This window comes from Marinoscillum sp., from assembly GCF_040222955.1.
Lineage (GTDB): Bacteria > Bacteroidota > Bacteroidia > Cytophagales > Cyclobacteriaceae > Marinoscillum.
In genome coordinates, this window is sequence record NZ_JAVKCA010000014.1 from 1 (window position 1) to 21,789 (window position 21,789).

General features: G+C 46.3%; 15 protein-coding genes. 3 read left to right on the plus strand and 12 right to left on the minus strand.

Translation table 11 applies throughout. The annotated features are described in order from the left end of the window. Nucleotides 1–25: 25 nt before the first annotated feature. Nucleotides 26–1,234: an IS256 family transposase gene (locus RIH33_RS13240; protein ID WP_406651421.1), complete on the minus strand. Its 1,209-nt coding sequence runs from the start codon at nucleotides 1,232–1,234 to the stop codon at nucleotides 26–28. Nucleotides 1,235–2,083: 849 nt separating this feature from the next. Here RIH33_RS13240 and RIH33_RS13245 point away from each other — a divergent pair. After that, nucleotides 2,084–2,437, plus strand: a complete 354-nt coding sequence (locus RIH33_RS13245) for a hypothetical protein (protein ID WP_406651422.1) — start codon at nucleotides 2,084–2,086, stop codon at nucleotides 2,435–2,437. Between the two features lie 215 nt (nucleotides 2,438–2,652). On the opposite strand, the gene RIH33_RS13250 is transcribed toward RIH33_RS13245, so the two are convergent. Further along, nucleotides 2,653–5,361, minus strand: a complete 2,709-nt coding sequence (locus tag RIH33_RS13250) for a carbohydrate-binding protein (protein ID WP_406651423.1) — start codon at nucleotides 5,359–5,361, stop codon at nucleotides 2,653–2,655. Between the two features lie 558 nt (nucleotides 5,362–5,919). Here RIH33_RS13250 and RIH33_RS13255 point away from each other — a divergent pair. Further along, nucleotides 5,920–8,928 (plus strand): two-component regulator propeller domain-containing protein, encoded by a 3,009-nt coding sequence (locus RIH33_RS13255; RefSeq protein WP_406651424.1) that lies wholly within the window; start codon nucleotides 5,920–5,922, stop codon nucleotides 8,926–8,928. A 56-nt stretch (nucleotides 8,929–8,984) separates the two neighbouring features. Next, the gene (locus RIH33_RS13260; RefSeq protein WP_406651426.1) at nucleotides 8,985–9,206 is read left to right on the plus strand and encodes a hypothetical protein; all 222 of its coding nucleotides are present in this window, start codon (nucleotides 8,985–8,987) and stop codon (nucleotides 9,204–9,206) included. Between the two features lie 86 nt (nucleotides 9,207–9,292). Here RIH33_RS13260 and RIH33_RS13265 read toward each other — a convergent pair whose 3' ends face one another. From RIH33_RS13265 to RIH33_RS13310, 10 genes are all read right to left on the minus strand, one after another. Beyond that, nucleotides 9,293–9,706 carry a hypothetical protein gene (locus RIH33_RS13265; RefSeq protein WP_406651427.1) on the minus strand — a complete coding sequence of 138 codons (414 nt, stop codon included), beginning with the start codon at nucleotides 9,704–9,706 and terminating at the stop codon, nucleotides 9,293–9,295. Nucleotides 9,707–9,932: 226 nt separating this feature from the next. Further along, nucleotides 9,933–11,102: a tetratricopeptide repeat protein gene (locus tag RIH33_RS13270; RefSeq protein ID WP_406651428.1), complete on the minus strand. Its 1,170-nt coding sequence runs from the start codon at nucleotides 11,100–11,102 to the stop codon at nucleotides 9,933–9,935. Nucleotides 11,103–11,133: 31 nt separating this feature from the next. Continuing rightward, complete coding sequence (gene gyrA / locus RIH33_RS13275) at nucleotides 11,134–13,686, minus strand: DNA gyrase subunit A (RefSeq protein ID WP_406651429.1); 2,553 nt, start codon at nucleotides 13,684–13,686, stop codon at nucleotides 11,134–11,136. A 69-nt stretch (nucleotides 13,687–13,755) separates the two neighbouring features. Continuing rightward, nucleotides 13,756–14,805: a hypothetical protein gene (locus RIH33_RS13280; protein ID WP_406651430.1), complete on the minus strand. Its 1,050-nt coding sequence runs from the start codon at nucleotides 14,803–14,805 to the stop codon at nucleotides 13,756–13,758. Nucleotides 14,806–14,881: 76 nt separating this feature from the next. Beyond that, on the minus strand, nucleotides 14,882–15,838 hold the full coding sequence (locus RIH33_RS13285; protein WP_406651432.1) for an FKBP-type peptidyl-prolyl cis-trans isomerase: 957 nt from the start codon (nucleotides 15,836–15,838) through the stop codon (nucleotides 14,882–14,884). A 44-nt stretch (nucleotides 15,839–15,882) separates the two neighbouring features. Next, complete coding sequence (locus tag RIH33_RS13290; RefSeq protein ID WP_159579741.1) at nucleotides 15,883–16,503, minus strand: hypothetical protein; 621 nt, start codon at nucleotides 16,501–16,503, stop codon at nucleotides 15,883–15,885. Between the two features lie 245 nt (nucleotides 16,504–16,748). After that, nucleotides 16,749–17,243, minus strand: coding sequence for a hypothetical protein (locus RIH33_RS13295; RefSeq protein WP_406651433.1), 495 nt, complete (start codon nucleotides 17,241–17,243; stop codon nucleotides 16,749–16,751). Nucleotides 17,244–17,319: 76 nt separating this feature from the next. Continuing rightward, the gene (locus RIH33_RS13300) at nucleotides 17,320–18,756 is read right to left on the minus strand and encodes a COG3014 family protein (RefSeq protein ID WP_406651434.1); all 1,437 of its coding nucleotides are present in this window, start codon (nucleotides 18,754–18,756) and stop codon (nucleotides 17,320–17,322) included. Between the two features lie 14 nt (nucleotides 18,757–18,770). Beyond that, a complete protein-coding gene (locus RIH33_RS13305) occupies nucleotides 18,771–19,355 on the minus strand; it encodes a penicillin-binding protein activator LpoB (protein ID WP_406651435.1) in 585 nt (194 codons plus the stop codon). A gap of 56 nt (nucleotides 19,356–19,411) precedes the next feature. Next, entirely contained in the window at nucleotides 19,412–21,781 is a 2,370-nt protein-coding gene (locus RIH33_RS13310; RefSeq protein ID WP_406651436.1) for a TonB-dependent receptor, read from the minus strand. Between the last annotated feature and the right edge of the window lie 8 nt (nucleotides 21,782–21,789).

Here is a 21,789-nt window from a genome sequence, read left to right on the forward strand (position 1 = left end):
GGATATGTTACAATAACTGTGTCAGCTAGATATTAAGTTTAAGCCTCTCACCAAATATAATGGAAAGTTGAGCTAGTGTTTGATTCCAATTATGTACGGGTCTATTCCACTTTGAACAGATATTTTCCTGAGCCAGAAACAGCAGTTTCATTAAGGCATCTTCCGATGTAAAAGCTCCCTTGCTCTTTGTTACGTTCCGTATCTGTCGGTAAAATCCTTCGATGATATTGGTGGTGTAAATGATGCGCCTGATCTCTTTAGAGTACTGAAAATAATTAGACAACCTTGGCCAATTCTTTCGCCAGGAATCAATGACTTTAGGGTATTTATCGCCCCAATTAGCCTCCAGTTGATCCAAATGGCGTTCTGCTTGTTCCTTGGTCGTAGCTTGGTATACAGGCTTCAAATCCATCATAAAAGGCTTGACATCTTTGTAAGAGAGATATTTCTGAGAGTTGCGGATCTGGTGAACGACACAAAGCTGTACTTCGGTGTTGGGGAAGATTGACTCAATAGCGTCTGCAAACCCGGTGAGGTTATCGATACTGGCAATGAAGATATCCTCAATACCCCTGTTTTGGAGGTCTGTGAGCACTTGTAGCCAGAACTTAGCTCCCTCATTTTCTCCAATGTACATCCCCAAAAGCTCTTTGTAACCCTCCTGGTTAAGACCAATCATGCAGTAAACTGCCCGGTTAATCACCCGACCCTCATGACGGACTTTGTAATGAATGGCATCCAGCCAAACAAAGGGATAAACCTGCTCCAAAGGCCTGCTCCGCCACTCTTGTACCAAGGGAAGAATCTTATCGGTTACTCGGCTGATAGTGGCTGTTGAAATGTCCAATCCATACATTTCCTGTAAATGGTCGCTAATGTCCCCATAACTGGCTCCCCGGGCATAGAGTGCCAGTATCTGCCTGTCGAGATCTACACCTAAACTGCGTTGGCGTTTGGATACAAGCTCCGGCTCAAATGTCCCGTTGCGATCACGAGGGGTATCCAACTCCACGGTACCCAGAGTAGTCTTGAGTGATTTGCGTCCTTTACCGTTTTTTCGATTGGGCTTTTCATCCTCCAGGTGGGCTTCCAGCTCCCCGGATAATGCTTCTTCAAGAAAGTCCTTGAGTAGTGGCGTGAGTACGCCCTCACGGCCCAGAAGACTATCGCCTTGCTTCAATCGATGAGCAGCCGTCTTCTTGAAGGTCTCAAAATCAAATTTGTCTTTGTTCATTTTTGTCAAGTTATGAATTTGTTCTAAAATCCTAACTTGACACACTTAATGTAACACTCTCTCTACGCGACCCGGTCAAAGAGATTCTCACAGTCATCAGCAGCCTTTGGCATACTGATTCCTCAGAATGACGCTTGAGGTTGGCTTGTGCTGTGAGAAAACAGAGCAAAGACTGGCAAGGCTACGCGCCCCGGTGTTCACAGGCAAAGTCCCGAGCCGCGTAGGCTAATCGCCGAGAATGGCTATATCCCGAATATCGAATTTGAACGATAAGCTTAATGGTTCCGGCCAGGGATAAATCATTATCACTAAGGTGGATGGATTTGCTTTAACATAATACCTGACGATCTACAACAGACAAGCCTTGCCGGCCGCACTGTATATAGATCTGGTATTATGTTAATCATCCGCTACGCGTCTGATCGCAAATCCATATAAGGATGTTATATAATTTATATTATGTTAAGTTACTCTACTGAAATGCCATGGCACACCCTCTATTCGATATATAACAAACCTTTGACATTCAAGTACTTATACACAACTACTCAAACCCACCATTCACAACCAATACTTTCGGTGAGCCACTGCTCCGTACAAATGGCTGGAATCATTGATGAAGCTTAGACTGCTGAGTATCTCTTCCACCTGTGAACTGCGTTACCGATCGTCAGTCTTCTGGTACACATCCTCCAGCACTCCGCTGATCGCTGGAACGTACGGGCTGCACCATTGAATATTTCCCCGGTGACACTCGGGTCGTCGTGCATGTGGTGCCGTTCATCGATTTCTTCTTAGCATTCAATTCCATCTTCGTTACATTCAATTACAAAGCAACTGTTCAACGACATGGATTTTTCAGCATTAGAACAAGCCATACAAAAACTCCTGCAGGCCAAACTTCACCTGGATGGTCATCCAACAGATCAATCACTGATTGATGATTTTGAAGACAAATTGTTCCAGTTCAAAATGAATTACGGCCAGTACCTCAACGACATACTGTTTGACATCTATGACGAATACTGTGAGGATGATCCCTGTCCGGATGTCACAGAGTTCTTCAGAGCTTCAGAGGTGTCGGTGCATCCCGATGATGTCTTGAATGGCCACGCCTTGCTTGAAATCAAAACTCAACCACTGCGCTTCGAAATGTCTGATCCCGAGCATCGCTTATCTGAAGTGATCTGGAAGGCCGCCTGACCATTCTCATTTATTTGATACTAATTCACCGGGTAATTCAGAATTTTTGGACAAGAGTGATCCGTTAGTGGTATCCGCTTGCCTTCCAAATGTTGGAGTAAAACACCTGATCACTTAACATAATATTCTCAAATACCAGATGCCCTGAACGTGATTAAACACGAAAAAGCCCACCAAATGGCGGGCTTTTCAGTTAAGAAATCAGCTGGTTGGAGTTATCGTTTAATGAATCTTTTAACCTGCGTTCCGGTTGCACCGGACAGCCGAATCAGGTACACTCCGTTTTTTAGTTGACTTACGGAAACGGCAAGTGTTTGATCCTTATCTATAGTTGTAGAAAGCTGGCTTTTTCCATCCAGGCCTATGATTTCCAGGTGATCAAAGCCCTCAAGGCCTTTAAAATGCAAGTAATCACTCGCCGGATTGGGATAGATGCTGAGTTCAGGAATGACAGGACGGGCAGCAGAATGATCGGTACGGCTACCGCTGCTCCCAGAAGTGATCTTGAACCAATTGAGGTTCCACCCTCCTGCCGGTATGCCTATTCCGAAATTTTGAACCCCGGCGCTTAATGTCACCGTGTGTGAGATGGTGGTCCAGTTTTGCCATCCGCTTGTACTGGTAACGTTGATGGTACCCAGTACCGTGGCACCATTGTTTTGCTCCAGACTGATGGTTCCACCCCCATTGAGGCTGGCCACACGATAGGAAACGGTATAGATGCCCGTGGCCGGAATGTTGACATCATGGAAAGACAGCCAGTCACCTGCATCAATGTAGCCCACATTAAGTCCCCCTTCGCTACAGGGTTCTGTCTGGATTCCGCTCATGAATGAATAGTTTTCAGCCTCCAGTTGGACGCTAAATGGTGGCGGGTTACTCCCATTCTCTACCATTACCACATCATCGATGTACACGTCTCCATTGGATGCCCCCAGGTTGAACAATACCCGCGCGTTGGCATCTGTTGCTGCCGTCATGGTAAAATCATAGGAGAAAGTCTGCATTTGCGTGGTGAGGCTCACCGATTGGTTGAAATACCCTGTATACGGGGAGTTGCTCATTTCCACCGATGCACCGATGGTTCTGTTGCTGGCTGCACGGGCTTTGAATGTGAGGGTGTAGTCCACACCATTTTGCATGTTTACCCCGGTCTGATACCACTGCACATGCCAGTTGGCACTGCCTCCGGAGGTAATGCTGGCGTGCATCTCACCACCTGCCACCCCCGGTGAGGCATTGGCGGCACCGTTGACGTAGCTCCCCCACCCGGTTGCACCGTTGCTGAAGTTGCCATTGGTGAGCATGTTGGAGCCATCATTCACTGTGACTGTTACCTGATCACTGACGGCACCATCGGTGGCCGTGACGGCAAAGGAACCCGCTGAAGACGCTGTAAACAGTCCATTGGGTGCATTGCCAGACCAGGTTGGGTTGGAGGCCATGGGGTTGCCACATTCGTCATAACCCTGGGCCGTCAGTTGGATGCTCTCTCCTACCAAAATGGTTGGATTGTCCGGGGCAATCGCCACCGTGGTGAGTGTTGTTCCCTGACAGCCAGCAGCCAGGTTGAACCAGTTGACATTAAATCCACCCGTGGGCGAGGACAGTGCAATTTCGTAATTACCCGATGGGAGGCTGACGGTGGCAGTGACCTCCTGCCACACCTGCCAATTGGATGGATCCGTGCTGGTCTGAGGAAGGTTGATCGTGGTATTCCCATTGGGTGTTTCCAACACCACCTGCCTGCCGGCAGCCGTGGTAGCTATGCGTAGTGTGAGTTCATGATTACCAGACTGACTGCTCGCCACTTTGTATTTCACCCAGTCTCCCGCATCAAAGTATCCTACATTCTGCCCGCCGCCAGTATCAGTGGTAGTCTCTGTCTGTATGCCTGATTGGGTACAGAAGTCTTCCGCCTGAATGATCCCCGGTAGTGCATGATCAGTGCAAACCACCGGTGTGAATGAATTGCCGGGCCAATTTTGCGTGATCCCTGTGAGTACGGTGCCCGCATCGCGCAAGTCGCCCGGAGCCCACGGGCCGGTATAGTTGGTGACTCCAGGGTTGAAGTAAGACAGTGGTTCATCTTTGTTATTCACCGCCCAGCTGCAATTTGGGATTTTGTTGTTTTCCATCCACTGGCGAAAGCCATCGGTGTTTGGATGATAGCCCGGAGTCCCCCACTCGGTAACAAATACAGGCACACCGAGGCTCTCCTTGCCATTGTAGAGACTTCCATTGTGGAGGTCAGAATAGAAATGCAGCACATAGCCTACGTTAGGATCATTGATGGGATTGGCCGCTGCGTCTTCCACCACCTGAGACCAGGTTTGGGTACCACAGAGAATCAGGTTATCCGGATCATACTGGCGAATGGTATTGATAATCAATTCACAATAAGGCTTGATGTCCGAATTCCAGTTTTGGGTGGTGGGCTCATTCCATAGCTCATAGATGACATTGTCATAATGACCGTAAGCCTGCGCCATTTCCGCAAAGAAGGTCTGGGCAATGCTTTCATCTCCCCAGGCGCTGCCTTCTACGTGCCAGTCGATGATCACATAGATGCCTTCATCGATCGCCGCCTGCACGATGGTTTCTACCAGTGCCTTATTAAAGGCCGGGTTGGGACGATAGCCTCCGCCCCATTCCGGATCAACCTGCATCGCAGCTCTGACTATTTGTACATTGTATTGTTCGTGTAAGTTTTTCACAGTCTGTGCAGTATACCACTGGGAACTGGCTTCGCTCCAGAAAAAACTGGCACCGGCCGGATAGGCGATCTCCCCGCTTTTGGCACCAAGAAAATGGACCGATCCGTCATTGGCAGCCTGCAGCCGTCCATGGTAATCTACTATTGATTGAGCACCCACCTGCCAGGCGGATATGAGAATGAAAAAGGTCAGGAATAATTGTTTCATCGTAATGGGTTGGTTTGGTTAAGAATAAGAACTGAATGTTCCGGGGATGCTCCGGCATGATAATACCGGTGAGTGATTATCCCCCGTCATCATAGCCAAGGTAAGTACCGCTCTCCTGGCGGCCAAGCGGAGGTGGCCTACATTAATTCAATAGCAGGATGTGGTATTGCTGTCACCCTAACTGTGTGGTTTTGGGTTCAGTGAGTCAAAGTTTGAGCGAAAATCAACTTTCATTAATAAGGCATAAGTATCTGTATATGTGCTAATTACATTTAATACGTTAATAACATAAACAGACAAGACCGATTAGACTTAAATGTCAGAATCCGATCTAATGATTGCTGGTTATTTGTTTCAACAAGTGAGTATTTCATTACTACACTTTTTCAACATTAGAAAAATGCCTCGCATTTCCCTTTGCGCTCACCGGATGAAGCCTCGATAATCACTCAACAAAATAGTTATATTTAGCCCCTGGTGAACAGTAGGAATTTAGTGAATGGCTCAGCATCGGATTGGGCGCACGGCTTCTTACACTAAGTGTTGATTATTGCCTGTATGACATTATCAAAACTGAACTTAAGAAAATTAGGGGTCGGCAAACAACTTTGGTTGATGCTGTTGGTGGGGTTGATGCCTGGAACAGTCCAGGGACAGATCAGCAACAGTCGGATCAAATTTGAACAACTCAGCGTAAGAGACGGCCTTCCTGATAATACCATTTCCTGTATTCTTCAGGATCAAAAAGGGTTTATGTGGTTTGGTACCTACAAGGGGGTAGCCAGATTTGATGGCTATGACTTTGAGATTTTCCAGTATGATGAAAGCAACCCCAACTCATTGCAGGGAAACCTGGTCTCCGCCATGGAGCAAGACCACCTGGGTCGGATTTGGATCGGCAGCTCTTCCAATGGTCTGAGTATTTATACGCCAGAGACCGGGATGTTCACCAGGCTTAGTGATGGTGTGGCGGACTCGCTTGTGATTGCGCATTACAGCATTCGTTCGATCTTTGAAGATTCGAGGCAATATATGTGGGTTGGCACCGAAGATGGCCTTTCAGTAGTCTCACCGGACGGAAAATGGCATCAGAAATACTATTTCCGGGACGGTGATGAGCAAACCGTCAATGGAAGGGTGATATACGACATTGCTGAGAGTAAGGATGGCCGTATCTGGTTGGCGACCGAGAACAACCAATTAAGTGTGTATGACCCCAGGACCAGTACTTTTGATCAGGTCACTTATACCGACCTTTCCCTGGCTGATAAAGATGACAATGTGTTGAAAAACCTTCACTTTCATAATGACACCACCTTGTTTGTTGCCAGCATCAACGGTGGTCTGTCACGACTCAACCTCAAAACGCTCACCTACAAAACCTACCGGAGTGGTTCCGGAATCAATGGGCCCAGTACCATGCAGATCAGGGACATTCTCACCGTGGATACCCTGCTATGGCTGGCCACCGATGGCAGTGGTATTGACCTGTTCAATCCAGGAACCGAAGTATTTAGCAATGCAAATAAATCAACGCAGGACCTGACTTCACTGTCCAGCAATGCCATTTGGACACTCTCCAGGGACCTTCAGGGAATCATCTGGATTGGAACCTATGATGGTGGAGTCAATAAATATGATCCACAACACAACATGTTTCAGTTGATTGAGAACAATCCATGTGATGATACGAGTATTCCCAACCAACCGGTACTTAGTCTGTATGAAGATGACCAGGAGCAATTGTGGATTGGAACCGACTGGGGAGGTCTGGTATTGAAAGCCCGGGCCGGACAAACCCTTCGTTTCGACCATAGCAATGGTCTCAGTACAGATGTGGTTAAAACCATCTCCACCGACCGGTTGGGGAATCTTCTGATTGGAACGTACAATCAGGGGCTCACCAGGTACAGACCCGAAACTGGTCATTTTGAGCATTTTAAAAGAGAGAAGGAACACTATGCTGCGCTCCCCAGCAATAACATCTGGTCCATCTTTACAGACAGTCGGGGCCTCACATGGCTGGGTACGCTGGGTGGTGGGATCTCTATATTTGACCCGGTAAAGAGAGATTTTCATCTACCCGATCTCTCCTATCTCAATGGAGGGCAGTTCCATGTTTATCATATCATGGAAGATAGCCAGTCAAATCTGTGGTTTAGTACAGATGGTGGGCTCCTTTACTATCAGCGGCGCCTCGATGAATGGACGAGTATCATTCCATCAGACAAGCTGGCCAGCAGCAATCACTTACTGAATCAAACGAAAGGAACTATTGAAGATAAATTCAGAAATATTTGGATTGCTTCAGCAAGTGGATTGATACGCTATATTCCCGAGAAGAATGAGTTTATCCTGTTTGGCCGGGAGGCCGGATTCCCGGAGTTGCCGTTACTCGGTCTTCAAACAGATGACTTTGGAAATCTGCTGGTCGTCTCAAAGACCCATTTGTCCCAATTTGATTTATCAACGCATGCCATTATCAGTTATGAGATTCCAGACAACTTATTCAATCACAATGCCCTATTGAAATCTTCCAATGGTCAGGTGTATGTTGGTGGCACCCAGGGCATCACCTCTTTTGATCCAGCGCTTCTCAGAAAGAACACTTACATTCCTCCAGTTTACATTACTGATTTTCAGGTATTTAACCAGTCACAGAAACCTCTGATTAAAGGCACTGTGATCGACAGCACCATTGAAAACACTACACTGATCGAAATAGCGCATGAGCAATCGGTCATCAATTTCGAGTATACTGCTTTGAACTATATAGCATCTTCGCGAAATGAGTTTGCCTATTGGCTCGAGGGCTTTGATGACGGCTGGCAGTATGTTGGCGGTCGGCGACTGGCCACCTATACGAATCTTGATCCAGGGAAATATACTTTTCATGTAAAGGCCTCCAATAATCATGGGGTATGGAATGACACGGGTGCGTCAGTTCAATTGATCGTACACCCTCCTTTCTGGAAAACACGCTGGTTTCAGGTGGTGTTGATTGTTGTTGGTTCCGGGCTCATCTATTGGATCCAGAGAATCAGGATTACGCAACTGCGGAAAGCCTACGAATTTGAACGGTTGAGTAGTGAGCAGGAAATGATCCGGATCAGAAACCAAAACCTCAGTCAGGAACTGGAGTCCACCAAAAGCGAGATGAACGCGGTGACCATGAGCTATCTCCACAAGAATCAAAAGCTACAGCAAATACGTGAAAAAGCACGGGCAACTGCTTCCAGGATTAGTGCTCAGGATGTAGGGCTCGTGAATAAACTGGTCAAGGAAATTGATCAGCAGCTACAGGATGAGGATTACTGGGATCAGTTTGAACACCAATTCAATAAATCACATGACAATTTTCTGACCCGCTTTAAGAATGCCTATCCTGATCTCAGTAAACGGGAGCTTCGCATGTGCGCGTATCTTCGAATGGGTTTGGATAATCATGAAATCTCCATCCTGATGAATGTAACGGTGAGAACAGTGGAGCAAAGCCGCTACAGAATCCGTAAAAAAGTGAACCTGGAAAAGAGACAGTCTTTTACCAAAATGGTTCTTAGATTTTGATGCTTCTTGCAGCGTTTGGTTGATGAATGACGTCTGTCCTGAAAAAAGGTCCCATCATGTATCAAAAATCAGATTGCCAAACTCTGTCAGAAACCATCCAGACATTAGAAACACTCCAGTGGAATGCAGCGGAAATCTTAGATGAAAAATCCGCCACAATTCTGAAGCAGTCCATTGATCAAATGATGGAAATCAAAAAGGAGAAATGCCTACCCAGACCCGGATTTATGGAACGGGTCATCGGCCGTATACTCCACTACCTGTTGAGGTTGGAGTAGTCTGAAATCCATCTGACGGTACATCTCAAAAGGGACATAAAAAAGCCCGAAGGTTTCGGGCTCAGGACAAGTTAGTTGTGTTTTGATCAGTAATCAGAAGCCAGCACTTCGTCGCTTTCGTCCTCTACAGGCGTGAGTTCCTTTTCCTCGCAGAGGTACTCAAAACAAGCCCGTTTCTTTTCATCACTCAGGTCACCCCAGATGGTTTTCAGACTTCTCAGCGGAATGCACACGCGCTCTTCTGCCATTGCGGAGCTGAATTTCTTCCAGCCAAAATCTTTAAAAACGCTTTCCTCTTCAAGCAGCTCATCATTGTCGATCACCTTATCGCAAATGGACTTCAGGTAGCCATCCAGTTCGTTTTTTGCCAGGATAAGCTCATAATCCATGGTTGTTTGATTGAGCCTGATGGTATCTAATGCTTTATACTCCTTCTTGATTTTCTTGTATACTGAATTAATCTCGTCAATGCCTCGGGCTGAAATCTTGATGGTGCTCATTTTTAGGGGTTTTGCAGTAGGTTTATAAAGTTCAACAACAAAGCATTCGTAAAACAATAGATTTACGTCAACAGGAATAATTCCCTGATGAACAGAACATATTGGCGGTGGTTAATGAAAAAAACAGGTCTCATTAAGGACCTGAACAACGGTGGAGATTAAATGTATAAAAAAAAGCCGTCAAAAATACTTTTTTGACGGCTTTTTCATGATTACGTTGTGAAATTTACATCGAATCAAGTTTTTTATTCATGGCATTGGCCTTTTCCTTCATCTTCAACTGCGTGTAGATGTAAGCAAGGGTTTCCATTGCTGTCCGGTCAGAAGGATTGATCTCATGTACCTTTTCCCACTGGGGCAAAGCATCCTTCAACTTCTGACTGATTACCGGCTCCAGCTCTCTGGCCTTTTTCTGGTCTGCCTTAGACATTCCCAGACTGTTGCTCTCTTTGATCGTTTCGTTGGCCTGATTAATCAGGATAACCCCGTAGTTGAAGTTGGCCTCAAAGTGATTCGGATCAATTTCAATGGCTTTCAAATACGCCTTGATGGCTCGTTCCTGATCTTTCATCTCATCATTGATCACTGCCAGGGTGAAGTATAGATTGGCATTGTCCGGCTCACTTTCAATAGCTTCTTCCAGATTACTTCTGGCTTCTTCTATTTTCCCCATGTTGATCAGCAGGTTGATCCTGTTTTTCTGCAAAGTCCCGTCAGAAGGATATTTTTCCAATGCTTCATCCACTACAGCCAAAGCACCCTCTTTGTCGTCCAGGGCAGTGGTAAGGATGCTCACATAGTTGTAATACAAATCCTTGCTGGTAGCACCATTGTCTATTGCCAGACGGTAGTTTTTGGTAGCTGCATCATACAGTTGGCCATTGTGCGCGGCATAAGCTGCATTGATGTAGGCATTGGTATCATCCGGTACGATATAGTAAGACTTCTCAAATGCATCCACAGCCTTCTCATACTCACTGTCCTGAAAAGCCATTACCGCCATATTGTAATAGTATGAGTAGTAATTACTGATTTGTTGATTCTTCAATTCAGGAATCCCCATCATGCCGGTAATATAATAGTTCTTACCCTCAGGATCGATTTCATCTGCTTTATTGAATGCGGCTACAGCTTCCTCCAGGGCATTGTCCGAAAGGTTCGCATACTGCTCATTAGAGGTGGTATCGATGGTGGCGTAAATAAGCCCACGGTAATACCAGGTTTTCCCGTCATCCTTCACTTTTTCGTATTCGATGGCAGCATCGATAATTGCTTTGGCCTCAGCCAGGTCTCCATTTTCGCGAGCCTGATTGGCCTTGGTGATCTTAGGCTTCTTTTGGGCATAACCTGCAAGGCTAAGAACCAATGCCATCATGATTATGTAAGTACGTTTCATTGTCAATTTTATTAAGGTTATCTATTAAAGTTTAGTCTACATTCTCTTCATTAGGGCTCTGAGAAGCTCCTTCTTCTCCACCTTCCGGCTGATCATCTCCCTCAATATTAGAAATTTTTTCTACAGCTGAGATTGAATCATCGTCATTTAGCCTGATCAGTCTTACTCCCTGAGTGGCCCGGCCCATTACTCTGAGACTGGATACTTCGGTACGTATGGCGATGCCAGAACGGTTGATAATCATCAAGTGATCGGTCTCTTCCACATCCTTAATGGCCACCAGAGCACCCGTTTTCTCAGTGATATTCATGGTTTTCACCCCTTTACCACCTCGTTTGGTGATGCGGTAGTCAGAAAGGTCAGAACGTTTCCCGTATCCGTTTTCTGATACCACCAAAAGATCCGCTGGCTCCTTATGGTCAACACAGACCATGCCAACCACAAATTCACCTTCTTTCATTTTGATACCGCGAACGCCGGCCGCCATTCTTCCCATTGGCCTCACATCTGATTCGTGGAAGTTAATTGCACGCCCGGTGTTCGAAGCAATCACGATGTGATTGTCACCATTGGTCAGACGTACATTGAGCAGTTTATCGCCTTCATTGATGGTGATCGCATTGATACCATTCTGTCTCGGACGACTGTATGCCTCTAGCGTGGTCTTCTTGATGGTACCATTTTCGGTACACATGATCAGGAAGTTGTTGTTGATATAATCCGGATCATCCAGGTTCAACACATTGATCACCGCACGCACCTTGTCAGACGGATCTATATTGATCAGGTTCTGTATGGCCCGTCCTTTGGCTGTTTTACTGCCTTCAGGAATGGCCCACACTTTGTGCCAGTACACTTTACCAAACTCGGTGAAGATGAGCAGGTAGTTGTGGTTAGTAGCCACAAAGAGGTGCTCCGTAAAGTCATCATTTTTGAAAGTGGCCGCCTTGGAGCCCACACCACCCCTGTTCTGCGTACGGTATTCGATCAGCGGAGTACGCTTGATATAACCTTCACGCGAAATGGTCAAAACCATTTCATCATCCGGGATCATATCCTCAGCGGTAAACTCATCCGCAGCATGCTCTATGTAAGTGCGGCGCTCATCACCGTAGCGATCTTTTACTTCCAGCAGCTCGGTCTTGATGATTTCCATCCGCTTTCCTTCATCTGCAAGGATGGCCTTCAGTTCTTCGATCAAAGCTTTCACTTCTTCGTATTCCTTGATGATCTTCTCCCGCTCAAGACCTGTCAGTCGCTGCAACCTCATGTCGAGGATGGCTCGTGCCTGAATCTCACTTAGCTTGAAATTCTCCATCAACCCAAGTTTTGCAATCTCCGGATCACGCGAACTTCTGATTAATTTAATGACTTCATCAAGGTTGTCCAGCGCAATCAGATAGCCTTCCAGAATGTGGGCGCGCTTCTCTGCTTCCTCCAGTTCATACTGAGTCCTGCGAACCACTACCTCATGGCGATGCTCCACATAGTACTTCAATAAATCCTTGACATTTAATGTCTTAGGCCTCCCTCCTACAAGTGCCACATTGTTCACACTGAAGGAAGATTGGAGTTGTGTTTGCTTATAGAGGTTGTTGAGAACGATGTTAGGAATCGTATCCTTTTTCAGTTCATAAACGATCCTCATACCATCTCTGTCCGACTCATCACGAATGTCAGAGATGCCATCAATTTTCTTTTCATTGATCAGCATGGCGGTCTTTTCGATCATCGACGCCTTGTTGACCATATAGGGAATCTCGGTTACTACAATCTGCTCCCGACCGGACTTCATGGTTTCTACTTCTGCCTTAGCCCTCATGACCACTCTGCCACGGCCTGTTTCGAAGGCCATGCGGACACCCTGATAGCCATAGATGATACCACCTGTAGGGAAATCGGGTGCTTTGATATGCTGAGTGAGTTCTTCGATGGTGATGTCATTGTTGTCGATGTACGCCACGGCGCCATCCACCACTTCTGACAGGTTATGTGGGGCCATGTTAGTAGCCATACCCACAGCAATCCCACTGGCTCCATTCAGCAGCAGGTTGGGTAGTTTGGCAGGAAGCACCGAGGGCTCCTTCAAACTATCATCAAAGTTGGGTGAGAAATCAACCGTATTCTTATTGATATCCGCCAGCATTTCTTCTGCAATACGCTTCAGTCTGGCTTCGGTATATCGCATCGCAGCAGGTGAGTCACCATCTACAGATCCAAAGTTACCCTGACCATCAACCAGCTGATACCTGAGTGACCAGGGCTGTGCCATACGCACCATGGTATCGTATACCGCTGTATCGCCATGCGGGTGGTACTTACCCAACACCTCTCCTACTATCCTTGCTGATTTCTTATAGGGCTTGTTATAGTTCACTCCCAACTCCAACATTCCATAGAGAATACGCCTGTGAACCGGCTTAAGACCATCTCTTACATCGGGCAAGGCACGTGAGATGATTACCGACATTGAATAATCAATGTAGGCACCTCTCATTTCGTCTTCTATGTTGATTGGGATAATGTTCTGCCCCGGGTAGGTTCCTGACTCTCCTTCAGGTAGGTTTTCACTATCGTCTGACATGAAAAAGCTTTAAAAGTTTACCTTAAAAACAAGTCGCAATTTAAGCAATTTTTTTCGGTCTGAACTGCTTTAATAGGGGTCTATTTTTCGCCTGTTCTTCAACTTGTAACGCCAAAGTCTGCGGTGGTTTTCACCCACTTTGGGATTCTGCTTTTTCCACATGGGTTGCCCCCTCACTTCCATGAGTCTTCCGCTGGCCGGATCGGTAATTACATGCTTCAATTGTACGTGATCACTGGCCATGGGAGACCGGGGTATTTCCGGGATGTTGATGCTGATACCCACCTGTATCATAAAGGCAGAATTGGTATGGCGGATGCTGGAAGCATCCGGCAGATTGACGACATAACTTTTGATGTCATAACTGGGCCGTATCACCACCCTGAAGTATTCTGAAAGGTTTTGCTCAATGTTTACGCCTATGTTGGTATAAAAATTCTGACCAATACCTATGGCACTCGTATTAATCTCTTTCCCTGGCTTGGCTCTGCCCAACTGAACCTCCAGCACGAAGGTATAATCCCAAAACTCATAAAACTCATAGCCCATCATCCCGAAGTATTTGAGGTAATGGGTTTGTTTAAAGTCGGGCTCGTAAGGGCGGATCACCTCCTGATAAACAGATGGCTTGAGGGGTGTCATGTAGTGCTGCTCATACTGAAAGCCCACTCCGATTCTAAACTTCTGAAAATCATAGTGTGCTGAGACCATGACCGGAACCGTTGATGCAATGGAAGAAAAGCTTAATCCAAGGGTATCTGCATCACCAATGAATTGCCTGTTTTTGAGGAGTGGATTATTGACGGGATTTTCCAGGTAATCGTAAGGCACATCAAACACATCATCCAAATTGACTTCCTCTCCGGGTGTGGGATTGCTCATCCATTGCTGATACCCTGAGAAGACCGGCCCCAATTCATTTTGCTTGCTGAGGATCAACTGAGTTTCGCCATCCTGATAGAAGTAGAACCCGGCCAGATCATGTTTGTAATTGGTGGCACCATAACCTGTAGAAATCGTCCAGCCTATCTTGTTGGCCAGCACGCGAAAGGGAGACCTGTAGATATCATATTTCCGATAGATATCCTGAGCCTGCGCAGTAGACCACTGATAAGCCATGAGAAATATGCATACAAATATGAAGAGCCTGCGCAATACTGTCCTGTTTGATTTCTAAAATTAGGGATTATATGAATCAATTGATACCAATCACCTCAATTTCGAAGACCAAAGGCGTATAGGGCGGTACTTTTGATGCATAGGATGGTATTATTTCAAGATCAGCCACCTCCGATGTGATATTGTGTGGTATGACCACAGCACTTTCCCGATACCCCAGGTATGATGGCATAATAATCAGCGCCTTCTCCTGAAGCTGAATGCGCTCCACCCCGATCTCAAATCCGGGAATAACTGAACCAGTACCCATATAAAACTCAAACACGTCGGCATTGGGGGCCCGATCGAAGACTGTTCCATCCAAAAAACGACCTTCGTAGGTGACTGAAACAAATTGCCCGCTTTGAGGAGTTGCTCCAGTTCCTGCTTTCAGTCGTTTGTATACCATGCCATTGGTAAGCATCTCAGGCTGATTGAGGGGGTAGTTCACGGTGTCTCTGAGCTGATTGTCTTCTATGTAAGCAGCAATGGCTTTCACTTCAGCATCCAATACATCCGTTTCCGAGCGAACCTCCAGGAGTTCAATCTCTATGGCCATGGTGGCTTCCGCAGGTATCAGCACGTGAGGAAAGGAATGGTTACCAAATGCGAGGTATGAAGGCAGCACAAATCCCCATTTTTCTCCTTCCTTCATATAACTCAGGGCTTCGTCTATTCCGATAGGATAAATGGCGTTGGCATTCTTTTTAACCACTACGGTATCCAGGCTGCGAATGCTGGTAGTGGCAGAATCTGCACCCAACACCCATATTTTATATGAAATGGAAAGGACAAACCCCGCTTTGGGTACCCCACCCTGAGTGATGGGATAGGCATACAGACCGGATTCCGCCCTGCTGACATCAACATCCAACGTATCAAAATGTGCTTCGATGCGTGCTTCTTCCTCTGCTACCACATCCACTTCATCATCCTTGCAGGAGGTGAGCAAGAGGAGCAACAGAACAATGACAAGCGATGGAAAATTCTTCATTAAAAGCCAAAACGAACGAATGCACAAAAGATTATGGTTCGAAATTACGCTTTTTGATCAAAGGTTTTACAAAACATCTGAAAGACAGGTAATTTATTCAACCCCATTTGCTCACCAATTTTCAGCATCTGCAGGTACTCGTTTCTCCCGATGTGACGGTTGGTACTGATGATTTCCTCATCATTTTCCAGAAAGAAACTGGCGATAAACCGGATCAGAATGTATGGTGTATTGAGAACGGCCTTCTTATACTCAGGATAGGTCACCTCAGCTTCCTCATCAAACTTCTTCTTTTCGAGTCGTTCCATGTCAAAGGATACATGCATGGCCACCTTGAGTACATTGAAGAACTTATCAGACCAGATATCATATTTCTTCAACAAAAACTTCATGGCATACACCACAGGATCTTTCTTCATGAAATACCCTCCTTTCGAAAGTTTTCGGGCCTTCTTATTCAGCGCCAACTCCTCGAAAAGACTCACTGTACCATCAGCCAGGGCAATGCCCACGGTTGGGGCCATCATGATCAGGGAAAAAAAGTCATGGTCGCTGATTTCCAGATAAGGCGCTTCGTTTTTACAAAAATCTTTCTTTAGGGCCTGGGTAGCTTCCAATACTTCAGGAAGCTCAACCATGGTTTCTATTTCATATTCCGTGAACATATTCTGGTCTCTGTTAGGATTAGTTGCCTGAAAATAACAAAATTCTCGTCGTAATTAAAACCTTAGGGTAATTAGGGCTTCATCTTTCTAAGGTGATCACCATGAAGCGCTTCCCTCTGATTTTGCTTTCAGTACCACTCAGGGGTCTTTATGACTATAAGCGTTGGTCACCAGGGACATTCACAGCGACCGGATATAAATGAAAAAAGGACTGAATATCAGCCCTTTTCCATCATCATATTTCATTATTCCGTATCTCCGGCACTTTCTTCCTGCTCGGAAGAATCGGCCTGAAGTTGGGCGTAAATTTCGTCGTATCTGGCTTTCACCGCCTCGTCCTTCTTAAGTGCGGTTTTCACCTTATTATAGAGTCCTGCCCCAATGTCATCTTTGATACGGGACACGTATCTTTCTTTGAATTTCGCGGCTTTGTCATCAATTCTGTTTCTGATCGCCGTATACACAGCCACTTGGGCTTCTGTAGCTTCCACAGCCTCCAATTCGCCTTTCTTATCTGCTTTACTCAATTCGTTGTATTCCGCATTGGTGAGGTCTGTATTCTCCAGCCATATGGCCACAGAGTCACTTACCACACTGCTGAGTGCGGCCTTTTCGTTCTCAGCCCATACCATCACAGAGGCATATGTAGTCAATTCTTCATCCGTAAAAGTGTCTTCCTGAGCCCAACCAACTACACCTGCCAATAGGAACAACATCATCATTACTGTTTTCTTCATCATATCAATTTTTAAGTTTTCACATTCAAACAGCTGGCAAGTTTATGAAAGCCTGGTCAAAAATGACAGAAAAACAGCACTAACGTTTGTATTCCAGTGATTGAAATGAATGAAAAAGGGTCTCACCCTTGGCTGCTGTAAAAGAAAACTCCTGGGTGGCAGTGGCTCCTGAGCCGCTGATGGTCTTGAGGGTGACCGTATTCTCACCAGTATTCAGTGGCACGCGACCATAGTAAATGTCGTGGGGTATGGTTTGCCAATTTCGGGTGTCTGCCTTTTCGGTGCTGGCATTGAAGATGCCCACCATGAGCGACAAGCCCTCTCTGATGGCCTCTTCACGTTTTTCCTCTTCTGTTTTCTTCTCATCACTCCCACCCTGAGGGCCCCTGATGGCCATCTCCACAGCTTTCTTAGTGGCTGCGCGTAGCAGCCCTTTGGCCAGCTCCTGCATCATGCGCTCTTCCAGTGTTTTGAAGGCGATGGCATTGACATCCTCAGCCAGTTCAAGCTGATAACGTGTTTGATTGGTCTCCAGCACCGCCCTCTGAAAATAGGGCTTGCGCTCTTCATATTTTGGGAAGGCCACGCGAAACAATCGCAGATCGGTCAGCTGTGACTTCTGATCGGGTCCGCTGATGGCATAAGGGAAACTCAAATTGTGTTCGTCATTGACAAAAGTGACAAAACCATCTCCCCCGTCTACAGCGGTAAAATTGATAGACCACTCTGATTTGACCGGGCCGAGTCCATTGTGCCAGAAAAACACCAACTCTTCAGACGCGGCGGGACTGTATTTCATATTGAACTGACGCTCATAAAAGTCCAGCTCCGTATAGAACCCGTTGAGATGAGCCGCCCGTAGCAAGTCTTGCTTGAGTTGATTCGGAGCATCCAGCCCGAATAACCGCTTATAGTCGCCTTCATAGATGTTGTAGGCATTTCGGTAGGCGATGAATGCATTGTTGATCTCTCCACTGGCCTCATAGATGATGCCCATGAGGTTGTGCACAAAGGCATCCTCCTTGTACTTCTTGTCTGATTTATACTTATCGCTGAGCTCGTTCTGGCGATTGACCAGTCGTCGGCACTCCACGAGTGCCGACTCATAATCTTTCATTTTCAGAAAATTCAACGCCTTGTAATACAATAACAATAAGTGCTCATGGTCTTCACCCGGATACACAATGGTATTGGGATTCACCAGGAATGAGGCAGCAATACTGGCATAGTTCTTTTGGTAGTCCTCACCAAACAAGTAGGCCTTCTCCAGCCATTTATTGCTCTCCTCCAGATTTCCGAGCATGCTATTCACCACACCCTGATTGGCAAAGTAGAGGAACTGAGCTTTTTTCTTAGCCGCCTGTTTATTACTGTTCAATACCCGCTCAGCAGCTTCCAGATTTCCCTGCTCAAAGCTCTGATTAAACTCCGAATTGATCTGATAATAAGTTGCACAGGAGAAGGTAGAACAGGCCAGGAAAACAATACTGACTGCCTTAATCCATTTGAGGTTCACGCGGTGTTGTGGATTTAATTTTTGATGAATTTCTTAATTTCCTTGTCTCCGATCCAGACTTTCTCGTTGGTTTCGAGGTTGGCCAGTTCGAGGTTTACCTTGTAGTTCACCACCTTCTCGTTCTTGTAGGAATCAGTCACGGCAGTAATGACTCCAAACATCATGAAGTCAGCTCCAAGCTCCCTACCCCATTTCGACTGAGTTTCAGGTGAGGCAAATTCGCCCTGGTCTGCACGTTCTTCTCGCAGCTTCTCCCTGAATACGGCATTCTGAACGATTCGAACCATACCGGAGTTGATAAATTCACGCTCCACATCTTTGATGAAAGTTTCCGGCTCGATGTATTCAGAGGTTTTATTTTGGATCATCCCTACAATCACCACCGGCTTACGGCCATTGGCACGACTGAAGTCTTCTCTCCAGGGTCTGTTGAGCACGTCATTGATCATTTCGTCTGCTACCAGCTTAGAATCGGTATCGTTCCATCGACCACTCAGGTCAATTTGCTGATCCGGGCTCACTCTGGTGACCGTGCGATTGGTGCAGGCTACGGCGATGCTTACCAGTGCCAACATTAAAAAAGTGTGTTGAATTTTCATGATTTTGTTAAGTTTTTGAATTTTAATAAACCGCAGTATTAGACGTAAAACTACTACTAAAGTTCTGCTGTCAGCTTGATATTCAAAAACCTTGCCGATAATGAGTTGGGGATGGCGAATTGCGCGCCGTTTACATCTTCTATCCAGGTGTATGAAAGGGTATTATCGGCCGCAAAAGCATTGAGGACTTCCAGGCGAACCCATAATTTGTTGTAAAAATTATTAATCGACAGATCAAATTGCTTGGATAGTCCGATATCTGCCCGGTAGTACTCATCACCGCTGAAGGCATTTCTCAGATCTTCCCTGTTCGGTGGGCCAAATGGATATCCTGATCCAAAGACCAGGTTCAGGTAGACCCTCAGCGTGGGATCCCCGGGCATGTGGTCTTCAAAATATGCCGCAAGGTTGATGCGCTGATCACTGGGGCGCCTGATGTATCCCTGTCCATCACCTTCAATGTTTTCCTGTGTCTGCAAAAAACCCAGGCTGAACCATGACTGGGTACCTTTCACAAATTCACCATTGATCCTGAAGTCAAGGCCACGCGCGAAGGCCGTGCCGGTCATATCAGAATAGTACCGCAGGCGTACATTGTCAATATCATATGGAATGATGTCAAAAAGCTGCTTGTGGTAAACATCTGTGGTGAACATAAAAGGGCGCCCCCACATGTAAAAGAGTCTGGTAAATCCGGCAATCAGGTGGATGGATTTCTGGGCATAGACATTGGACCTGAGCTCCCCATCAAACCCTCGGAGTTCACGATAAAAGGGAGGCTGCTGATAGAGTCCGGTGGCCAGCTTGAATGTCGTAAAATTCTCCCATTTGGGTGCCCACCGGTAGGAAACCCTGGGACTGATCAGTATTTGACCATTGTAGTCCCAATAGGTGGCCCGAACACCGGAACTGATGGCATGCACCGAATCATTCCATAAAAACGTGCTTTGGACATAAGTAAAGTACTGCCGTGTGTCCAGGGTAATGTCGTTGAATACAGAATTGGTCAGGTGCACATAGTCGGAAGAATCTATAAAAGAATATTCATTGATGTGATCATTGATCTGCTGAAATGTAACGCCTGCTCCACCCTCCATCACGTGATTCACATTGAGCAAGTATTCCCATCTGCTCTCCAGGGTTTGAATGCTTGCCTCGAGATCATTTCTTCCATAATCATAGTTGGTGCCAATGCCGCGCACCACCACACATTCATCAAATGACGAAGAATTGGGGTCATTGTTGACATCACAGAGGCGGTAGGCACCTTCCACATCATATTGCTCCTTTTCTGAGGTAAACATGGAGGAGCCAATAAAGTGGGTTCGCAAACGCTCATTGAAACGGTGGGTAAGCCTGAACCCGCTCTGATAGGTGTCATAGCGCATGATTTCCCGGCCGATGAAAGCGGTCTGTAGCCTAAAGTTTTGCTGAACGGAGCCAAAATCAGTGGTTTGAGAAACCGGCTCCGTGAGGTACCTGTTTCGTCCATAACTCAGAAGGATATTCAGCTTGGTCTTGTTGATATACTGCGACTTATTCCTTGACAGGTCAAAGGTGAAAAGAGACTGGATATCCGTGTAGGTAGGAAAATACTGGCCTTTTGTTTCCAGCGTGTTCAGCAGATACCTGGAATCCCTGTGTCGGGCTCCAATCAGGTAAGACATCTGGTTGGTTTTTCCTCCCGCATAAGCAGTACCTCCCAGTAAGCCAATAGTGACGGCACTTTCCAGGCTGTCTGGTTCTTTGTATTCGATATTGAGACTACTGGAGAGCTTATCTCCATACTTTGGCTCCCATCCGCCTGCATAAAACTCAATATCCTGCACCATATCGGGGTTCACAAAACTGAGCCCCTCCTGGCGTCCTGCATTCGCAAGAAAAGGTCTGTAAACGGGCATGTCATTCACATAAACCAGATTTTCATCAAAATTACCCCCACGGACAGAATAAGCAGAGCTGAGCTCATTATTACCTGAAACACCCGGAAGGGTTACCAGCACCTTGTTGAAATCCCCAAAGGTAGAAGGCAAACTTTTGGCAGACCTGGCGTCTACTTTCTGCACACTGACTACCTCACTTTCCCGCAGCCCCTTATCTTCTATTTTAACATCCTGAAGCCGGGTAGTACCCTCCTTCAGCCGAACCTCCACAAATTCATCCTTCTCCAACACCAGTGGAAGCTCCAAAGGCTCATACTGCACATGGGTGAACTGCAAAATGACATTGCCTGTAGGTACCCTCAGCTCAAAAGCACCCTCAATATCTGAAATGGCACCCTGACTGGTGCCTTTAAGTAGGATTGATACTCCGGGAACTTCCTGGCTGCTTTCATCCAGGATTTTACCTGAAATCAGCACTGACTGAGCCAGTAGATGGCCACCCAATAGTATTAAAAGAAAAGTGAGAACCGGCTTTATCTGCATTCCGGTTA

What these genes read in the sequence shown, in the direction of transcription:
- RIH33_RS13240 (WP_406651421.1), bottom strand. Translation starts at nt 1,234, where the DNA reads ATGAACAAAGACAAATTTGATTTTGAGACCTTCAAGAAGACGGCTGCT.
- RIH33_RS13245 (WP_406651422.1), top strand. Translation starts at nt 2,084, where the DNA reads ATGGATTTTTCAGCATTAGAACAAGCCATACAAAAACTCCTGCAGGCC.
- RIH33_RS13250 (WP_406651423.1), bottom strand. Translation starts at nt 5,361, where the DNA reads ATGAAACAATTATTCCTGACCTTTTTCATTCTCATATCCGCCTGGCAG.
- RIH33_RS13255 (WP_406651424.1), top strand. Translation starts at nt 5,920, where the DNA reads ATGACATTATCAAAACTGAACTTAAGAAAATTAGGGGTCGGCAAACAA.
- RIH33_RS13260 (WP_406651426.1), top strand. Translation starts at nt 8,985, where the DNA reads ATGTATCAAAAATCAGATTGCCAAACTCTGTCAGAAACCATCCAGACA.
- RIH33_RS13265 (WP_406651427.1), bottom strand. Translation starts at nt 9,706, where the DNA reads ATGAGCACCATCAAGATTTCAGCCCGAGGCATTGACGAGATTAATTCA.
- RIH33_RS13270 (WP_406651428.1), bottom strand. Translation starts at nt 11,102, where the DNA reads ATGAAACGTACTTACATAATCATGATGGCATTGGTTCTTAGCCTTGCA.
- gyrA (WP_406651429.1), bottom strand. Translation starts at nt 13,686, where the DNA reads ATGTCAGACGATAGTGAAAACCTACCTGAAGGAGAGTCAGGAACCTAC.
- RIH33_RS13280 (WP_406651430.1), bottom strand. Translation starts at nt 14,805, where the DNA reads ATGGCTTATCAGTGGTCTACTGCGCAGGCTCAGGATATCTATCGGAAA.
- RIH33_RS13285 (WP_406651432.1), bottom strand. Translation starts at nt 15,838, where the DNA reads ATGAAGAATTTTCCATCGCTTGTCATTGTTCTGTTGCTCCTCTTGCTC.
- RIH33_RS13290 (WP_159579741.1), bottom strand. Translation starts at nt 16,503, where the DNA reads ATGTTCACGGAATATGAAATAGAAACCATGGTTGAGCTTCCTGAAGTA.
- RIH33_RS13295 (WP_406651433.1), bottom strand. Translation starts at nt 17,243, where the DNA reads ATGATGAAGAAAACAGTAATGATGATGTTGTTCCTATTGGCAGGTGTA.
- RIH33_RS13305 (WP_406651435.1), bottom strand. Translation starts at nt 19,355, where the DNA reads ATGAAAATTCAACACACTTTTTTAATGTTGGCACTGGTAAGCATCGCC.
- RIH33_RS13310 (WP_406651436.1), bottom strand. Translation starts at nt 21,781, where the DNA reads ATGCAGATAAAGCCGGTTCTCACTTTTCTTTTAATACTATTGGGTGGC.